Origin of the sequence: Vibrio sp. Makdt, assembly GCF_027587015.1 — a bacterium.
Classification (GTDB): domain Bacteria; phylum Pseudomonadota; class Gammaproteobacteria; order Enterobacterales; family Vibrionaceae; genus Vibrio; species Vibrio chagasii_B.
The window spans coordinates 256,987-273,306 of the sequence record NZ_JAPPTH010000005.1; the positions used below are offsets into that span (position 1 = coordinate 256,987).

Annotated in this window: 12 protein-coding genes; 10 read left to right on the top strand and 2 right to left on the bottom strand. The window is 39.5% G+C overall.

Going from position 1 to position 16,320, the window contains the following annotated elements:
- Nucleotides 1-88 precede the first annotated feature (88 nt).
- On the top strand, nucleotides 89-1,363 hold the full coding sequence (locus OH460_RS08925) for a DNA cytosine methyltransferase (RefSeq protein WP_269996765.1): 1,275 nt from the start codon (nucleotides 89-91) through the stop codon (nucleotides 1,361-1,363).
- A gap of 369 nt (nucleotides 1,364-1,732) precedes the next feature.
- Here OH460_RS08925 and OH460_RS08930 read toward each other — a convergent pair whose 3' ends face one another.
- The gene (locus OH460_RS08930; RefSeq protein ID WP_269996767.1) at nucleotides 1,733-2,635 is read right to left on the bottom strand and encodes a RepB family plasmid replication initiator protein; all 903 of its coding nucleotides are present in this window, start codon (nucleotides 2,633-2,635) and stop codon (nucleotides 1,733-1,735) included.
- A gap of 383 nt (nucleotides 2,636-3,018) precedes the next feature.
- Nucleotides 3,019-4,485 carry a hypothetical protein gene (locus OH460_RS08935; protein ID WP_269996768.1) on the bottom strand — a complete coding sequence of 489 codons (1,467 nt, stop codon included), beginning with the start codon at nucleotides 4,483-4,485 and terminating at the stop codon, nucleotides 3,019-3,021.
- A 385-nt stretch (nucleotides 4,486-4,870) separates the two neighbouring features.
- On the opposite strand from OH460_RS08935, the gene OH460_RS08940 reads away from it, so the two are divergent.
- From OH460_RS08940 to OH460_RS08980, 9 genes are all read left to right on the top strand, one after another.
- Entirely contained in the window at nucleotides 4,871-5,206 is a 336-nt protein-coding gene (locus OH460_RS08940) for a hypothetical protein (protein WP_269996769.1), read from the top strand.
- Nucleotides 5,190-6,014, top strand: a complete 825-nt coding sequence (locus OH460_RS08945; protein WP_269996771.1) for a hypothetical protein — start codon at nucleotides 5,190-5,192, stop codon at nucleotides 6,012-6,014. Before OH460_RS08940 ends, OH460_RS08945 begins: the two co-directional genes overlap by 17 nt.
- Complete coding sequence (locus OH460_RS08950) at nucleotides 6,011-6,997, top strand: GGDEF domain-containing protein (RefSeq protein WP_269996773.1); 987 nt, start codon at nucleotides 6,011-6,013, stop codon at nucleotides 6,995-6,997. Before OH460_RS08945 ends, OH460_RS08950 begins: the two co-directional genes overlap by 4 nt.
- A complete protein-coding gene (locus OH460_RS08955; protein WP_269996775.1) occupies nucleotides 6,990-7,682 on the top strand; it encodes an HAD domain-containing protein in 693 nt (230 codons plus the stop codon). Before OH460_RS08950 ends, OH460_RS08955 begins: the two co-directional genes overlap by 8 nt.
- Nucleotides 7,683-7,817: 135 nt before the next feature.
- The gene (locus OH460_RS08960) at nucleotides 7,818-9,278 is read left to right on the top strand and encodes a hypothetical protein (RefSeq protein ID WP_269996777.1); all 1,461 of its coding nucleotides are present in this window, start codon (nucleotides 7,818-7,820) and stop codon (nucleotides 9,276-9,278) included.
- Nucleotides 9,279-9,288: 10 nt separating this feature from the next.
- The gene (locus tag OH460_RS08965) at nucleotides 9,289-9,660 is read left to right on the top strand and encodes a hypothetical protein (protein WP_269996778.1); all 372 of its coding nucleotides are present in this window, start codon (nucleotides 9,289-9,291) and stop codon (nucleotides 9,658-9,660) included.
- 3 nt (nucleotides 9,661-9,663) lie between these two features.
- Nucleotides 9,664-9,990, top strand: a complete 327-nt coding sequence (locus OH460_RS08970; RefSeq protein ID WP_269996780.1) for a hypothetical protein — start codon at nucleotides 9,664-9,666, stop codon at nucleotides 9,988-9,990.
- A gap of 116 nt (nucleotides 9,991-10,106) precedes the next feature.
- Complete coding sequence (locus tag OH460_RS08975) at nucleotides 10,107-10,721, top strand: TFIIB-type zinc ribbon-containing protein (RefSeq protein WP_269996782.1); 615 nt, start codon at nucleotides 10,107-10,109, stop codon at nucleotides 10,719-10,721.
- 490 nt (nucleotides 10,722-11,211) lie between these two features.
- Nucleotides 11,212-16,257, top strand: a complete 5,046-nt coding sequence (locus OH460_RS08980; RefSeq protein ID WP_269996784.1) for an N-6 DNA methylase — start codon at nucleotides 11,212-11,214, stop codon at nucleotides 16,255-16,257.
- The last annotated feature ends 63 nt before the right edge of the window (nucleotides 16,258-16,320 follow it).

The following is a 16,320-nucleotide window of genomic DNA, read 5'->3' on the forward strand; positions in this document are numbered from 1 at the left end:
AGGTCATAATTGAACTCTTTAATGAGTGAACTTCTGTTGCATTCGCCCTAGGGCATCACAAACTTTTTTCCGGCTAGGTATTCAAACTATGACTAATTCACCCTACATCCCTTTTATCGAATTCTGCGCAGGAGTATCTTCATTCCACCAAGCGTCAAAAAGAATTATGAACGCCCAGTTTGAATGTATCGGGACCTCTGAAATTGATTCATTCTGTAATACCTTCCTTGATCAGCAAGGCTTAAATGTTTTCGGGGATGTTAACTATGTCGCGTGCTCTGACGAGGAACATCCATACACTGCTATTTGTAAAGCCGATGATATTGTTCCATGTGAAATAAATAACGATATTTCGTCTCTGACGATGCAGGATTTACTGGAAGGAATAGTTCCTTTTCCAAAGGCCGCTATTGCAGGCTTTTCATGCCAGACCTTGAGCTCAGCGAACACTCTTGAGCATGACGGAATAAATGGTAAAAAAAGCGGCATAATTCATTGCCTATTAGACAAATTCGAAGATTTACAGCCAGAGGTAATCATACTTGAAAACAGCCCTAACCTTCTCAGTGGAGGTCTTGAGTATTGTGTTAGCCGACTTACTGAAATGGGCTATCGTGTAGAATGGGATGTAATATCGGCCACAGCATTTGGTTACCCATATTACCGTCACCGTTGCTTCATCGTTGCGTACAATTCTGATTCCCCTATTTACCATTCAACAGCTAGTGTTCTTGATGTAGTGGCCAGTAAGCACGCAGTTCATAAGCCAGGGTCAAAATTCCCTACCTTAGCGAACCATAGTAAAACGTTGATGGATGACATCGTTTCACTTGAGAGCAAGGGGAACTACCGACGACACAGAGTTAAAGCTCTTGGAAATTCAATTTTGGTAAACATCGCACAAGCAATATTACAAGTGATTGCTGATCTTTATTGCGATTGCACTTCTCACTCAGAAGTGATCAAAACAAGAGTAGATCCGATCACAATCAAAGACTTACCACTAAATTCAAAATCAGGCTTTCGTAAGTTCCCAAGCAGGGGTCTTGCTGAGCCGGGCAATAGCGGAAGCTTAATGCAAGGTGCTGTAGATAAAAACCTAAACCCTTCAAAAGCGGCATATAAAAACCTGGGTCTAATGCAAAGCCTTATTGCTAATGACCATAAGAACAACTTTACTACTTCATCTAGACTTAATCGACCGGGTGGTCTTGGCGGATTGGTCGGTTACCTGATGCAACAACTAGATTTACGAGAAGGAGCTATTAACCCAGCTTATTGTGAACAGTTTATGGGCTTTGATAAGGGGACTACAGCTATCACCACAAAGCTCATGACTGATAAAATTTACAAATCACAATAACTTGGCTTGGTCAGGAGCAATGGTCTAAAGGGTATTTCAATTCTCAACCCCATATCTAGTGGGCTTGCCTTGGGTAAATATGTCACGATTTCAGCTTTGAGCATGCTTGTTAAGGGAGTATTTGCAGTAAATCTGTCACGGTTTATCTTGTAGATAGGAATTATGAGCTTTAACACCATGCATTTACGGTAGATTTGTCACGGCTTTCATTAGCCAAAGGTAAATCCGTCACGACTTTACGTAACCAAGGGTAAATATGTCACGATTTGAAAACTAAAGGGTAGATCTGTCACGATTTGAGGGACCCATTTAGGTAAACCTGTCACGAATCGTAGTTAAGTGTCTGTTTATAGCTCAGCTATTTGACAGTTATAGTGCCGTCAACTCTTGAATAGCTTTCTCACATAGCTGACCACCAGCCAAAGAAAATGCTGTAAGGTTCTTTTTCAAAAGTTGTAGCTCTTTTTTGGTCACTTCTTCGTTCGCCACCAGTTTGCAATGAATGACATTCACTTGTTCGATTAGCGACAGACTCTCTTCAATGGTTTGGGTAGATTTGTCACGAATTATACTGTCCCAATGAAAGTTGATATACATTTCACCATTTCGCTTCTCTTCAGTATATGAGAGTTTGATGTCGGTATTCTTGGCAATATCTTCAACAGAAGGCTTAAGGAATCGTCTCCTAAAGTCACTCATTCGCTCGTATGATTTTGGCAAACAGTAGCGCTCTATCATCCACTTAACGGAAAAGGAAACACTGTTACGTCGGTTCGACCACTGCTTAAGTGATTCATACAGCCTCATGGAATGACCCGAACTAAGCTCACCAGCATCGCCGATAAGAAACTTAGTAAAGTCTGACTTAACCGCTGTGATAATACTGATCAACTCAGCATTGAAATAGAAAGTTGTGACGCCCCTTTTCGGTCGGTGCGATCTCTTCACCATCCAAGTAAAACTGTCGTAAGCTCGATCTTCATTAAGCGATTCTTCAGCGATATAGAAGACAACCTCCTTCCCCTTCATCGCTGTAGCCGCTGCCGCAATCTCCTTACTCGCATTTTCACTGTTAAACAGTGATGCGTAGTGGTGAGTATGAATATCGACACTGACATGGCCAAAGTCGCTAGATTTGTAATCAATCGGGTTATCTAAAAAGTGCTTCAAAGCTATGTAGAGGATGCGTTTTTCGTTCCGGCCCAAACTGTATGCAGCAGTAGTCAGCGCATTTGACTGACGAAGAACATCCTTCTTTGTGATCTGAGACATATCTACCCTAATTGTCGTGACGAGTTAATCTAGTGTCACGATAATTTGAATTCAAAAATAAAACAACTCCTCAATACCAGTATTGAGAGAAAATATGCACTTTTAGCCAATGTTCTCCGGTAATTATGTCACGAATTTAGGATACATTTGTCACGTTAAGCGGTAGTTCTGTCACGAATATAGTGCAGTTAAAGTGAATTAGTCACGAACTTAGGTAATTACGTCACGCGAATCACCGCTATCTAATTGAATTTAATAATTAATTTTCAGCTAAGAAGATTTAAGAAGATCATAAGAAGAGTTAAAAACTATTATAATAATAATTGTGGATACTTTGGATAAAGTGAGTCATCAAGTAGTTAGGTTCTGCGGTTTGTCGACCTTCAGTTGAACTGCCTTACACGTGCCTTTTGCTTGTGATAACTTTTTAACTCTTCTACCTTATGGTTCACATCCCCATTGCAGCATAAACTTTCTATTTCAGAGTTAGGAAAATAATGACTAACTTCTCTACAAACGGATGATGTTGCTCGGCCAGTAATCATTCTATGATACAACCGTTTTAGAAGTGAATATCGTTCTTTTATGTCTCGAGACGCGCCAAGAACTTTGAAGTCATCGATCTTTTTTTCACCAAGCTTAACCATGCGATCGACCATAAATATGTCTCCTTGCCACACAGAGAGTAATAGCATTGGCACTAATGCCATAAATTTTGAGGGCGAGCTTAATTCTTCATAGTGTTCGTGTGCAAGTTCCCGATAAACCTTAGCAGCAACATATTGACCTTGAATGTAATATTGATTTGAAAGAAGTCCAAAATAGATCACCAACAATTCCTTGTGGAACGGCAGACTGATTTTTCTGTTCAATCGTGCATTGAATAGAGTGAGTTCCCGCCTTAATTGTTGTGCCTTTATTGTATTACCCTGTTGATAGAAAAAGGTTGAAAGTTCAGATAGCTCTTCCATCACGTTGGATTTATCATTTTCGCCCTGTTTCATCGCTTTATTAAGGGCTAATGCAAGTCCATGTGATTCTCCCGAACGTATTTTCGCAATAATCAATTTCTTCGCTATAACCGCATCTGACTTGCTTTCTGTAAAAAGGCTTTCCATAGCATCATGCGATTTAATTCGTTGCTCTGCATAACGTATAGATTGTTTTAGAATCAGTTCCGCCTGGATTCGACCGGTTGTTATAAAATAATCTCCCCTTGCTTTTAGCTCAGCAAGCATTAAGTTCACTAATCGATTGTTCGTTTTATACAGGTTTACCACCTTTAGGAGATGCTTCGAGTCGACATAGGTTTTGTTTACTCCCAAAACAAACTTGCTATAAATCTGATTGTGAGACTGAATCTGTGTTAGTACGTAGTTTATTTCACCCGGAGTTAGATTTTTCAAGTTGTGCTGAATATCTATTAAAGTTTCTTTTCGCATAACGATCGGCCACTTAACATGAGCCTTACTTTCCTCGATATACCGCCTCCTAGCGCTAGTGATCAATGAACGCAGGTCATTCTGATTAATTGGCTCTCGTATGCAGTGGAAGTAATCTAGTTCGGATGCCCGGTTGATTTCATCCAATGACTTATAGTTGGGATCTATCACAACTATTGGTGGCCTATTACGTAACGCTAACCGCTTTAGCAGTTCGTTTATTTGATTGTGGTTTTCAGCTGTATAGTCAATTACTACAAGGTAGATCTGCGACCAATCAATATCGCCTTTCCAAAACAACGAGCGAACAACCATCAGATTTGAGTCGTTAGCTGTATGAATTTGAGCCCGCTTTAGATCTGCTCTACTTCGATCTGTATAGAAGTAGGCTATTGTTTCGGTTCGCATGGATAGTTTGCTTTGTATGTGAAATAGATGCCAATTTAGTTTAAAACCTATTGTGTGATCACTCAAGGGTGACATAAACGGTACTCATATTTAGTTACTAATCTTGTAATAAGGTTAGCCAATCGTATGTTGATTCAATTGTTGATACATCTGGACTGATTTACACAACTTAGCGTTCCCTTGGATTTCGTTTTGGGTAGGTAAACTGATTGAACAATCCACAATCAATAAAATCGCTAAGGGCATCGATATTGTAAGTTAAAGCAAATCTTTGACATCACTTTCCCTTTCTACTGATAAAACCCAATTGTTTTGGGCTTTATTGACTCTAAAAGACAATTGAAGCAAAATTAGAGTTCACCCCTCCCAAAAAAAAATTCTATTTATGAAGATTGGTTTGATCCCTGCGCCTTTAGCGATCTCCGAAGGCATAGACTTACTGGATGTATTTTCTATCGAAGATACTTTTGATTGCCCTACTTTCCAAGGCTATGTAGAACAAGCAAAGAACACTTGTGAATACAGCCTCGTATGGGTTCGTGGTTTTGGCTTGTTTCCTTTGAAGTATCAGACTTTGCCACTTACCCCAAACACAAACGAGCATTTTAGTTTAAGCGAAGAGCATATAGAAACTGCCCTATATGAATACCTCCCACAAACTAACTTTAATGTAATTGAATACGTCAACTTCGGTGACATAGAGTATGACCAAGCCGAGTAAAACAATACTTTGGGCTGGTGTAGGCTCTCAAGAACACTGCTTAGTCTATTCTCAACAGATCTCTAGTGATTTTGAGCACATCGTTCAGTCCAACTTTGAATTAGATAATTTTTCCCCAGAAGATCATCACTGCTGCTTTGTCTTTTCGGGTGTTACTGATCAAAAACTCTTTTCCGACATTTCGAAACTTAGTGAACCTAATGTTTTTACTTTCGTTGATGGGCAAAGCGTGGTTAATCATAGGCGATCATCCCCTACTGAGATAATGCTACTCCACAAAGATGGTTTTACTTTTTTCACTAACGATAAGTTCGTAAATATATGTCTCGAGTTCGATCTGATTGCTTATCAAGTGTCGAGCTCTCATAACCCTCTTCTCAAAAGTGAACCTTCAAGTTTCGGACTCATTAATAGTTCGATTGATGAGATCAACGTTTGGACTAAAGATGCTGATTTTTCGTGCGAGATCCGGGATTACAAGTCAGTTAATTTAGGTCAATCTATCAGCCAACATATAGACCCGAATAATTTGATGGAAGAGTATATCTACATCGGGGCTATTACTCCTTATCACCTAGTTCAGATTTTCTATCCATTTTCAGATGATGAAGCAATTTTTCGACAATACCTAACCGCAATGGCTCGACGCCTTGGCTCTGCAAAGACAATTTCGGTTAACAACACCCATAAGCCCCTGCATTCACTTATCAAACGTACAGAAAAAAAAATAGAAATGTTTCATTTAAACGCTGTGACTAATGACAAAAACTGTTCCATTTACATCATGCTGAAGGAGCGCGACCTATGAGTATCCCAATTTCAGTTGAACAGTTACCTTTCGCTGTTATCACTTTAAATCTTCAATACGAAATCAAGCATGTTAATGAATATTTTTTACGTCATTTAGATCCACAGTTTCGTGCAGAATTCACAAGCGGCAAGAATATACTTCAGGCCTCTTCGGTTCACGACACTGTAGTGAATACGCTCCTGCAAGGAAGCAAGCTGAACAGTGATCAGCTTATCTTTTGGAAAGATTGCACTTACCCATTACCTCTGTTGACGGCGAGCGCTTTCAAGCAAGAAGAAATGGCCTGCCAAGTCAATATTTTGTTTAGTGACGATCAAATTTTCATCGTTGCTTCAGATGTAACTAACGAAGTTCGAACAACTAAAGAATATGAACAAGCCACTGAAAGGTTACTTCATGAGAGCCAACATTGCTCTCTTACCAGTTTGTATAACCGCCGATATATGACAGACCACCTCGAACGAAATCATAGTTTATCGCTTCGTGACAGTGACGTCCGTACTTTCTCTATTTTGCTATTGGACATAGATCACTTTAAGTCTATTAACGATAGATTTGGTCACACCACTGGCGACGAAGTTCTCAAATGGTTCGCAGAGGTCATGCTGAAAGTCTTTAGAAATACTGACATTATTTCGAGATTAGGTGGGGAAGAGTTCTTGGTTTACCTTCCTAAAGTATGGGATCGTTCAGATGTTGTAAGTGTTTTAACTCGCCTCTATTCAGCAGTTCTAAATGAACCATTTATATTGGGAGATGAGTTCGGTAATGAGCCACTTCAAGTAACCTTCAGTTCTGGTTGCTACAGTATGCTGAGTAGCGATGATGTGAAAGGCTCGATAGATCTAGCAGATAAACTAATGTACAAAGCAAAGACAAACGGCCGGAATCGCGGGTACTATCAAATCCGGGCAATATCTAAGCCCATTCTGTTTTTACCAGAGGTTTCAACACCGTCAGATGGAGTTTCTAATGTCTAAGTCATTACCAAAAATGAAGTTTGGTCACTTCGCTCTTACGACTATAATCGATGTGTGTGCGTTTCTAGTTGGTTACTATAGCTTGTTCTGGCATCCAATAATTAATTGGAGGTTCTTGTTCATGTCGATCTGTGCAATTGCATTAAATCGATTCTTGATTAAGGCTTTCAAAGATGACGCTAAGAACAGTCAAACGCAAGAAGAACTGCAAACGACTATTGCGCCCCTCCCTTTGGACGAAACGCACTCAATTAATGAGACTGTTTCAAATTCATATTCAAGTGTTAAGCCGACTCTAATCTTATCATTTCATGGTGTGATGCATCGCAACCAGAATGAAACGTTGGAGTTTAAGGGTCGTATCATTGAGATCATTGATTCAGTACCAGGGATTCAGATCATTATTTCTTCCGATTGGCGTACAGACTGTGATGAACCTTGGCTTAGGAATAAACTCGGTGACGATATATTTTCTAAAGTTGTCGGCTATACCCCTGTTTCACTTGATAGAAATAAGTCTGTAGAGATAAACCAATTTCTTGATCATAAGTTGCCTCGCAAATTTGTGGTTTTAGATGCTGAACAGCTTGAATCCAGTCATGTTAATGGGCTTTTCATTAGAACTGAGAGTTATATCGGTATCGAAGATAAGCATGTTACCAGAGCAATTGATTTTTTGAGTTAAACCACATTTGATGATCCTCTCCCTGACCCAGCTTCCTGCTGGGTTTTTTATGACCTGAATTAAATCTCGTGATCCATCTAAATCGGTTTCTTGAACGATAAAGTAGGGGTTCACACAATTTGATAAGGTTCATAAATGCAAACCAGAAACAACCTAGACAGATGTGGAATCAGTATTGATTTCAGTTTCCTACAGCCAGCCATAGATAGTGGTTCAGCTTTAAACCTTAATACAAGCCTTCTCAGGGCGCTTCTGAGTGACTTAAAGCCCTACAGAGTCAAAGATACTGCCAAACTTGAAAGCTGGCTCACAGGGCAGCTACAGAGCCAAAGTGAAGTTGATACGATTCATAGAATACTTACTCTTAGTTCAGGTAAATCAACACCAATTACATGGTTGCGCGTAATGGAGTATTGCGAAGATGGTTTTGATCCATCGCAGGTCGGTATATTTCATTATTCTGCATTGGAATTTATGAGCCGACCTACGACTCATGCTGGTTCTATTGAACAGGATATGGTTCTATCGATCGGACTTGTGAACAAGATGAACTATCAAGCTGTTGTTGATTTGTTTACCGAATTAAAAAGTCTATTCAGCAGCATGAAACTAACAGATGATATTAAGCTTCGTCAGTTTGTTAACTTATTACTCTTGAGTTACGGAATTATCGCGAATTATGGTACTCCTAAGCAGCTAAAATCATGCAAACCCCTTGTTTGGCCAATAACGGTCCAGAATGTAGATAGACTCGTTACTATAGCCGAAAATTGCATTGAACCTCTAAAAGCAAAACTGAGGTTACTGCCATGTATCGAATCTACGAAAGCTAAGTTCACAAGAACACTACATGGATTCAAAGGGATTGTTGTTACTCCTGAAATTCTACTAGAAGCAGCGATATATAAACCCAAGTCGATCGTCAAAAGTTTTGGTTGTTCATTAAAAGAACAAAAGGCTGCTATTGACCATATTCGAAGTGCACTGTCCGACAAAAACAAGATTACCACTGTGTTTTCAGATGGTAAGAAAGGTGATTTTTTTCTATCAACTGGTGGCACGTTTTGCCTTAGGTCTTCACGTACGAAAGGGTTTCCTTTTGAAGCCATGGAAAAAGTCATTTCTACTGTTGAAGTATTCGAACCCAAGGATGAACTGGCCTACACGTTATTTTCATTAAATGCCGGTATGGCAAGTACCAGTAAGTATGTTTCTAAAGCTTGTACTACTGAAGCAAAGTTTAACCCCATAGCAGCTTCATGCCTTAAAGCTAACCCATGGCTATCACCAAGCATGAACGGGTTATCTACTGGCTGTTCAGTCGATGGAAAAGTAGTGTCGCTAAATCGCATTCTTAAGTTGGCCAACCCTACAGACGCTGAAACTATCAGGGCTACCATAGCGAATCATTTATCTACGCGTTTAGTCATATCAATCAGTCCTACTCGAGAAGGTGTATTTTACACGATTTTAAATGATGGTGATAAAGAATGGCTGTGTGGCTGGACCGAGCGTTCGAAAGGCAACAGAGGCGGAAAAGAGTATACATATTTGTTGGTCAATAAAACTGACTTCATCGGTTACGACGTGGATTAGAAGGTTCAAAATGGAAAAAATAACAGGCATTGCATTTTCAAGCTACCTATTAAGTGAAGAGGACCTATTAGCCCTCGAATGTTCAACGCAGACCTCCAACAGAATACTAAGTCGTGATTCTGGTCATTTCTTTACATTAAGTTTATTCAATTGTTCTTGTTGTGAAGACGTGGATACTCATTTGCAATCAGAACTTAGTTTGGCCTTTGGTGATCTAGTCGTTCCCAGGTTAAGCAATAACTTCCGGCAGGCGGTTAAACTTGCACTTGTAACTAACTCAAATTTAGTTGAATTTGATCAGGATGTCCCAGTTCCTGAACGTGAAGTTCAGGTCAATACCGAAAATGGTTCGTTTACTTTTATTTTTGATGTGGATGGATAATTTATGGGCCAGAAAGAGAGAGCCGAGCAATGGATTAGTAAGCAAAAACCCATGCTACGTGAAATTGAAAGGGTGATAACTTTGCTCAAAAACGAAGCGAAAGGAAGTGATGAGCCTACCCTAGAAACAATGGACACGATTAACTACTTAAAAGAGGTAATAGGCAATGGTTCCAGCATGAATACAAGTAATCCTATAGCCTCCCCTACCATAAGCATCGACACTGCGCTTTCAAGCCATTCTGACGAATGTGTAAAAGCCCTACAAGGAAATGAGAAAGCAGAGGCATTCAAGGCCATGAAGTCTAAATTCGGAATCGAAATTAGTTGATGGTGATCTGTTATTGAGTCCCATCATTCTGAGTGGTCTCTCTGGAGATCACTTGAATTTAGACTGTTATTTGTAAAATAACGATGAATGCCCCAATCATTAAAAATGAGGATTTTATGCAAAACTACGGCTCAAACTATCTCAACATTTATCGTAATTCTATAGTAATCGCAAAATGCCCAAACTGTGATAGTCTCATGCTCTCATTAGGTACTGAGGATGTTTCATTTGATGCTTGTCCTGAATGTAAATACCTATCGAAAGGTCGCGACCACTATAACCACTTCATGGGAGGGAGAGTTGCTTACTGGCAGGAAATAAAAGCGTTAGTTGGTGTAAACAGAATTGCCGACATTAAAGATGTCATAGATGCATATGTTGCTCAAGGTTTTGAAGTGAGAGATCAAGGTCTGTTCACTGACAGTAGCGATCCGGCCACATTCACTAAGATTGGCCAGACAACCACTAAAACTTATTTAGAACCGTCGGATTTCACAAACCATCGAATTATTTATAACTGGTATGCGTGTTCAGTGAAGTCTCATGTACGCATGGTGAAAAATAACCTCCAACGCGCTTTAGGACCATATGGAATTGAACATACAAACCCTGCTCTGGATATGCTCTCGTTCATGGTTAAGGACAACTATGATTTTTACATGAGTGTAAAAGATAAACTCGCCCTCTCAAGCAATTTAGTTATTGACGAAGATTTTTATATCCCATTTTAGTTCACGTTTAAATATCAACGCCTAAGAGTGACGAGTTCACTCTTTTTTTGGTTGTTAATAAAACGCATTCCTCAACTGAGGATCTATCAAAATGAAACTTGATTCGATAGGGGTAACATACAATTTCAGACTGAAATTCTTCGCAACAAATAATTTAAGCCATTGAATTACTTAGATATAAACCTAAAACCAAAACATCTATGTTTAGTGAAATTTTTGAATTTAGCACTCCCCTACTCTAGCGATCTACTAATAAATACCATCCACAATCAAATATTTCTTCCTGAAATATCACAAGAACAAACGTGACAGCTGTAACTTTTAAAAACCATGGCCAATTATTGGTAATCCACCAGTGGAATTTATAGGGAATTGTCGGTTCACTCTATGATCTGGGACTGTCTACAGAAAATCAAAATCTGGTGATCTCTTGGATTTAGTTTCTGGTTGTTAAAATAGGGATAGCAAATTTACTAGATAGGTTTTAATCATGTTTGAACTTTCAGCACTAACACAAATTGCAAAAGGCGTAGCAAAAGCAGCACGAACTATAGAGCCTCAAGAGAGACAAGTAACCAAAGCAGAGAAACTACCCTCTACTGTTAATGCCGCCCATGTCGAAGACTTTTTCTCTCGAAACATGCCAGTTGTTGGCAAGACGGAAATTCAAAACTACGAACTTGTTAAAGCTGCCATTTTGGAGCTACAAAAACCAGATCCAGATAATCTAGATGCTCTATATAACTTCAACGGATTTGGTGCAATTCGAAACATCTTTGACTCAAGCAAAGATAGTCACGCTAAGCGATTGAAGTGGCTCTCTAACAATCTTTCTACTAATGAACTATCGGCTGCTAAAGAGGCATCACTTACGAGCTTTTATACTCCTGTTTGTATTTCCACCGCTATATGGGATGCGTTTGAATTGTCGGGATTTTCAACAGGTCGAATCCTCGATCCAGCTGTTGGTTCTGGTCGGTTAATTGCTCCTATCAATAGTCAGGTCAAAGCTGATTCTGATTTAACCCTTATTGAATACGACACAACTAGCTTTAAAGTCGCCGAAGCTTTGTATCCTAATGCTAATACAATTAATGCTGAGTTTCAGGATGTTAAGATACCGCTTCAAGATTTGATTGTAGCCAACCCACCCTATAATTCTGTTCGCACCTCTGACCGCACCGGACTATCCATATCAGCAGCTAAACTCCACACTTTCTTTGTACTAAAAAGCCTCATGAGCCTACGAAACAAAGGTGTAGGGACTTTTATAATGCCTACTTCATTCATGGATGATTCAAATGATAAGGACCGTAAAGAAATTAGTAAGTACGCTAATTTAATCGGTGCCGTGCGTGTTCCTTTCGAACTGTTTGAAAATAATTCAAATACAAAAATGTCGGTTGATGTTCTATCGTTCGAACGTGAACAGAACCCTGAACTGGCACCGACTTGGCTAGATACGATTGAATCTAGTGTCGGCAGTCAGTACTTCAATATGAATGCCGCTCTTGGCACTGATAACTTTATTAACTTGAGTAAACCAGTCGAAGATTTCCTTTTCAATAAGAAGCAAGTGTTATGGTCAGCGGAAAATAAAGCTGATATTGAAGCGCAAGTTTACAAAGCGATTCTAAAATCCCTGTCCAACTTTCGTTATACATCATTTAAACATAAAGATGCTGTCGCAAACTCAGATGTAGAGCTCGCTAACCCATCATCGGCTGAACCGTTCACTTTTAATACTACTAGTGACAACGGCCTAGTTTTCCAATCAAGTGATGGGTTCTATGATGTAGATGCAACAGAAAATGGAATCAAGTACAAACGAATTCAAGGCATGATCGAAATTGCTAGGATAGCGGAAGATTTGTTTGCAGAAGAATGTAAGGTATCAGCCGATGAAAAGTTAATGGAGCTGTTACGAACTTCTTTAAATGAAACTTACAATGCTTTTGTTAAAAAATGCGGATTCATTAGTAGCCGTGCTAACTCATTAGCCTTTAAACGTGATCGTCGCTATGCAAGCCTATTAGCTCTTGAAGTAAATTATGATGCAGGTACTACCAAATCACAAAGCAAGTTAACAGGGCTAGAATACAAGGCTCCATCTGCGAAAAAAGCGCAAATCTTCTCTGAGCGCGCATATACACCTTGGATCTTACCAACATCAGCTGAAACTATAAAAGATGCATTAGATCTATCATTGGCATTCACAGGTGAAGTAGATTTTGAACTAATAGCATCTTTAGTTGGTGAAACAAAAAGCAGAGTTGAATCCTCACTAATGGGAGAATTCATTTTTTACGACCCAAGAGAACGAAAGTATGTTCTGTCTGACGTCTATCTATCAGGTGATGTTAAGTCTAAATTGGAATTGGCCAAGCAGTTAGAATCAACTGACACACGCCTTGCGTCTAATATCGTAGCTTTAAATTCAGTTTTACCTAAAGATATTACACTAGGTGATATTACGCTGAGTATGACGTCTGCTTGGCTTCCGGCTGAGATCCTAGAGGAATTTGTTATCGAGAAACTAGGTTTTCTCAATGGTTCAAAGATGGTTCATACTCTCGGTTCATGGAAAGCAAACCTAGTCGGTAATGGTGACCAAGTAGCGCAAGTCGAATACAAAACCGATACACACAATTTACGTCAATTACTAAGCCTGATTTTTAGATTTGGTGAGCAAGTTGTAAAAATTTACGGTGATGACAACAAAGTGATTGGGGTAGATCACTTAGCAACGGGAACATTAAAACAAGCAATTCGTAACTTGGAATTAGACTTTTTAGCTTTTGTTGAACCAAAAGCTGAGATTATAGAGCGTTGCTATAATGAAAAGGTAAACCGTTTCGCTCCGTTTATGTCTGCGTATACAAACGCAATTTACCCAGATTTAAACCCATCGTTTACACCATACAATCACCAAAACGGTGCCATTCAACGTGGTATATCATCTACAGGAAACGGACTCCTTTTAGATGCTGCAATAGGTTCAGGCAAAACCGCTGTTTACGCTATCCTTTGCCATGAACTAGTTAGGCTTGGACTTAAGAAAAGGATTTGTATAGAAGTTCCGAATCACTTAGTTGGTCAGACAGCCGCTGAATGGCTTCGTCTATATCCGTCCGACCGAAGTAAACTTTTAGTTTTGAACAGCAAATCACTAAGCCCTAAAGAAAGACTCGAAACGCTAGAAAGAATTAAAACTTCTGAGATTAACTTTGTTATCGTGCCGTTCTCAACAGCGACCAGAATTACCCCTCCAATGCGTTATGTTGACCTAGAAGTTGAAAAGCGCCTAGAAGAACTTGATGAAGTACGCACATATGACGAATCGCGCTTAACAGTGCGTGAGGTCGAAAATATTAAGAAACGCCTCAAGGAACAAGTAAAGAAAGTAAAAGCGAATTATGACGGTTCAGTTTGCTTTGAGTCTCTACAATTCGATGGGTTATTTATTGATGAAGCTCATGCCGTAAAAAACTCAGGCTACAGTACTTCAATGCTAAAAAATGTTAAGGGTGTAGGTACACTTGAGCCATCTAACTTTGCCTTAGATGCATCGTTTAAAATTTCCTACCTAATAAACACTTATAGCAATAGCGGTGTTGTTCTCGGTACTGGTACTTCATTAGCAAATTCGTTAATAGAGATCTACGGCTATTTGCGCCTCCTAGCACCAGAACTAGCAAAAGCAGCTTCAATCCACTGCTTGGATGACTTCGCATCATACTATGTGTCAGTAGATGAAAGTTACGAGATAAAGCCAGAGGGAACAGTCGCGCTAACTAGACGCTGTAAGTCATTCAATAATCTAGAAGAGCTTTCAGCTTTGTTCAGCTCGTTTAGCTTTACCATTACTAGCGAGGAATTATTAGAGCTATTACCTCCAATAGTTGATTCGCAAGGTAATGATCACTGCGCTGTCGTTCCTATGACTGGTGGGAAACCTATTGCTTGTGAAGTGGATATATCTGATCAAGAGTTAGAATACATGAACACACTGGTTGAACGCGCACAAGACTATAAGAATTCACCCGTGATAAATGATAATGCCCTTCTGCTTATTTCTGATGCTCGTAAGGCTTCATTATCACCTCAAGCTGCTGATGCTCATTCAGAGACTGTATTAGGGTCAAAAACCCTAAAAATGATTGATGATGTGGTCAAGAGTTACCAAAGAAACAAAGGCGATAAAACCTGTCAAATTTGCTTTGTTGATTACGGCACTCCATCAAAGGAAAAAGATCAGCAAGAAGATGCAGCCAATAAGTTAAGGGCCCAAGCTGATGCTGGCTGTCAAGATTCCTATAACGAACTTACATTAATGCGTGGTGTTTCTGTAAACCTTTATCGCCACATAAAACTAGCGCTTGTAGATGCAGGCATACCAGAAAATGAAATAGCGTTCACTCAAGACTATGACACAGACTCAGCCAAGCAATATCTTTATGAGCAAATTAACAAGGGCAACAAGGCAGTAGTCATTAGTACCTTTAAAAAACTTAGTACTGGCGCGAACATTCAAAAAAGAATTAGCGCTATACGCGTTCTTACTGCCCCTCTTACCCCTGCTGAATTATGGCAAGGTATTGGTAGAGGAATAAGACAAGGCCACGAACTATATATTAAGGCAATTAAAGCTCTTTCCACATTCTCTGTTGATGTTGTTCTCTACGCACTAAACAAATCGCTTGATGCTTGGGGATACCAGTTACTTGAAGCAAAGAGCGCGACAATTTCTGCTTTTAGGAAAGGGACTTTAAGTGGCATTCGTCAGTTAAACCTAGAATCAGATGTGATCACCTATGGTGAGATAAAAGCGAGCGTATCTGGAATGCAGGAACTGATCGAACTAAAGAAAAATGAACGCGCCATTTTTGATGAAGAGTCGGCTTATCGTTCTTTCTTGAATAAGCAATCATTCACCAGAAATGCTATTGATATGGTTAAAGGTAAAATATACGAAGACAAACAGCTGTCAGCGGATGCACTTAGTGATTTTGAATGCTTGATTGCTAACCGTGATGCTTCAACATTATCATTCAGTATGGACGGTGCCGAGTTCAGTTCAGTTTCGGAAGTATTAGCTACAGCCATTTATGACAAGTACAGTAGAACAAGAGGTGCCAACCTTGGCGCGACTAGTGATAGATTTACTGAATTATTTACAATGAGTGAGTTTTCAATTCAAACTGTTCAGATATTTTCAAGTAGTGCTTGTTTTGTTCTTGGCCCATCTGGTCGCAAATACTACCTAAACAAAAACTGTCACAATAGAAAACTTCTTCCAGAAGCGATTCGAGTTATCAAGTCTTTCAAGTATGTAAGTCAAGAAGCACTAAAGCGCGTTCAAAAAAATGAGGATGATCTGTCAACTATGACTGAGACTTTGGGCCGTAGTTATGATTTGTCATCATTGCGAGCTTTGGAAGCTAGAAATAAAGAACTGGTCGCTGCGTTGGATGAAGCAACAACTGTGAAAAGTGCTAATGAAGCCCAAATGGATTCTGAAAGCAGAGCAGCATAACGCACAACGAATCATTCATAGCCCTTCAAATAATTGTTGGGCTTTGGAACTTTTTTAAGGAAC

What these genes read in the sequence shown, in the direction of transcription:
- OH460_RS08925 (WP_269996765.1), top strand. Translation starts at nt 89, where the DNA reads ATGACTAATTCACCCTACATCCCTTTTATCGAATTCTGCGCAGGAGTA.
- OH460_RS08930 (WP_269996767.1), bottom strand. Translation starts at nt 2,635, where the DNA reads ATGTCTCAGATCACAAAGAAGGATGTTCTTCGTCAGTCAAATGCGCTG.
- OH460_RS08935 (WP_269996768.1), bottom strand. Translation starts at nt 4,485, where the DNA reads ATGCGAACCGAAACAATAGCCTACTTCTATACAGATCGAAGTAGAGCA.
- OH460_RS08940 (WP_269996769.1), top strand. Translation starts at nt 4,871, where the DNA reads ATGAAGATTGGTTTGATCCCTGCGCCTTTAGCGATCTCCGAAGGCATA.
- OH460_RS08945 (WP_269996771.1), top strand. Translation starts at nt 5,190, where the DNA reads ATGACCAAGCCGAGTAAAACAATACTTTGGGCTGGTGTAGGCTCTCAA.
- OH460_RS08950 (WP_269996773.1), top strand. Translation starts at nt 6,011, where the DNA reads ATGAGTATCCCAATTTCAGTTGAACAGTTACCTTTCGCTGTTATCACT.
- OH460_RS08955 (WP_269996775.1), top strand. Translation starts at nt 6,990, where the DNA reads ATGTCTAAGTCATTACCAAAAATGAAGTTTGGTCACTTCGCTCTTACG.
- OH460_RS08960 (WP_269996777.1), top strand. Translation starts at nt 7,818, where the DNA reads ATGCAAACCAGAAACAACCTAGACAGATGTGGAATCAGTATTGATTTC.
- OH460_RS08965 (WP_269996778.1), top strand. Translation starts at nt 9,289, where the DNA reads ATGGAAAAAATAACAGGCATTGCATTTTCAAGCTACCTATTAAGTGAA.
- OH460_RS08970 (WP_269996780.1), top strand. Translation starts at nt 9,664, where the DNA reads ATGGGCCAGAAAGAGAGAGCCGAGCAATGGATTAGTAAGCAAAAACCC.
- OH460_RS08975 (WP_269996782.1), top strand. Translation starts at nt 10,107, where the DNA reads ATGCAAAACTACGGCTCAAACTATCTCAACATTTATCGTAATTCTATA.
- OH460_RS08980 (WP_269996784.1), top strand. Translation starts at nt 11,212, where the DNA reads ATGTTTGAACTTTCAGCACTAACACAAATTGCAAAAGGCGTAGCAAAA.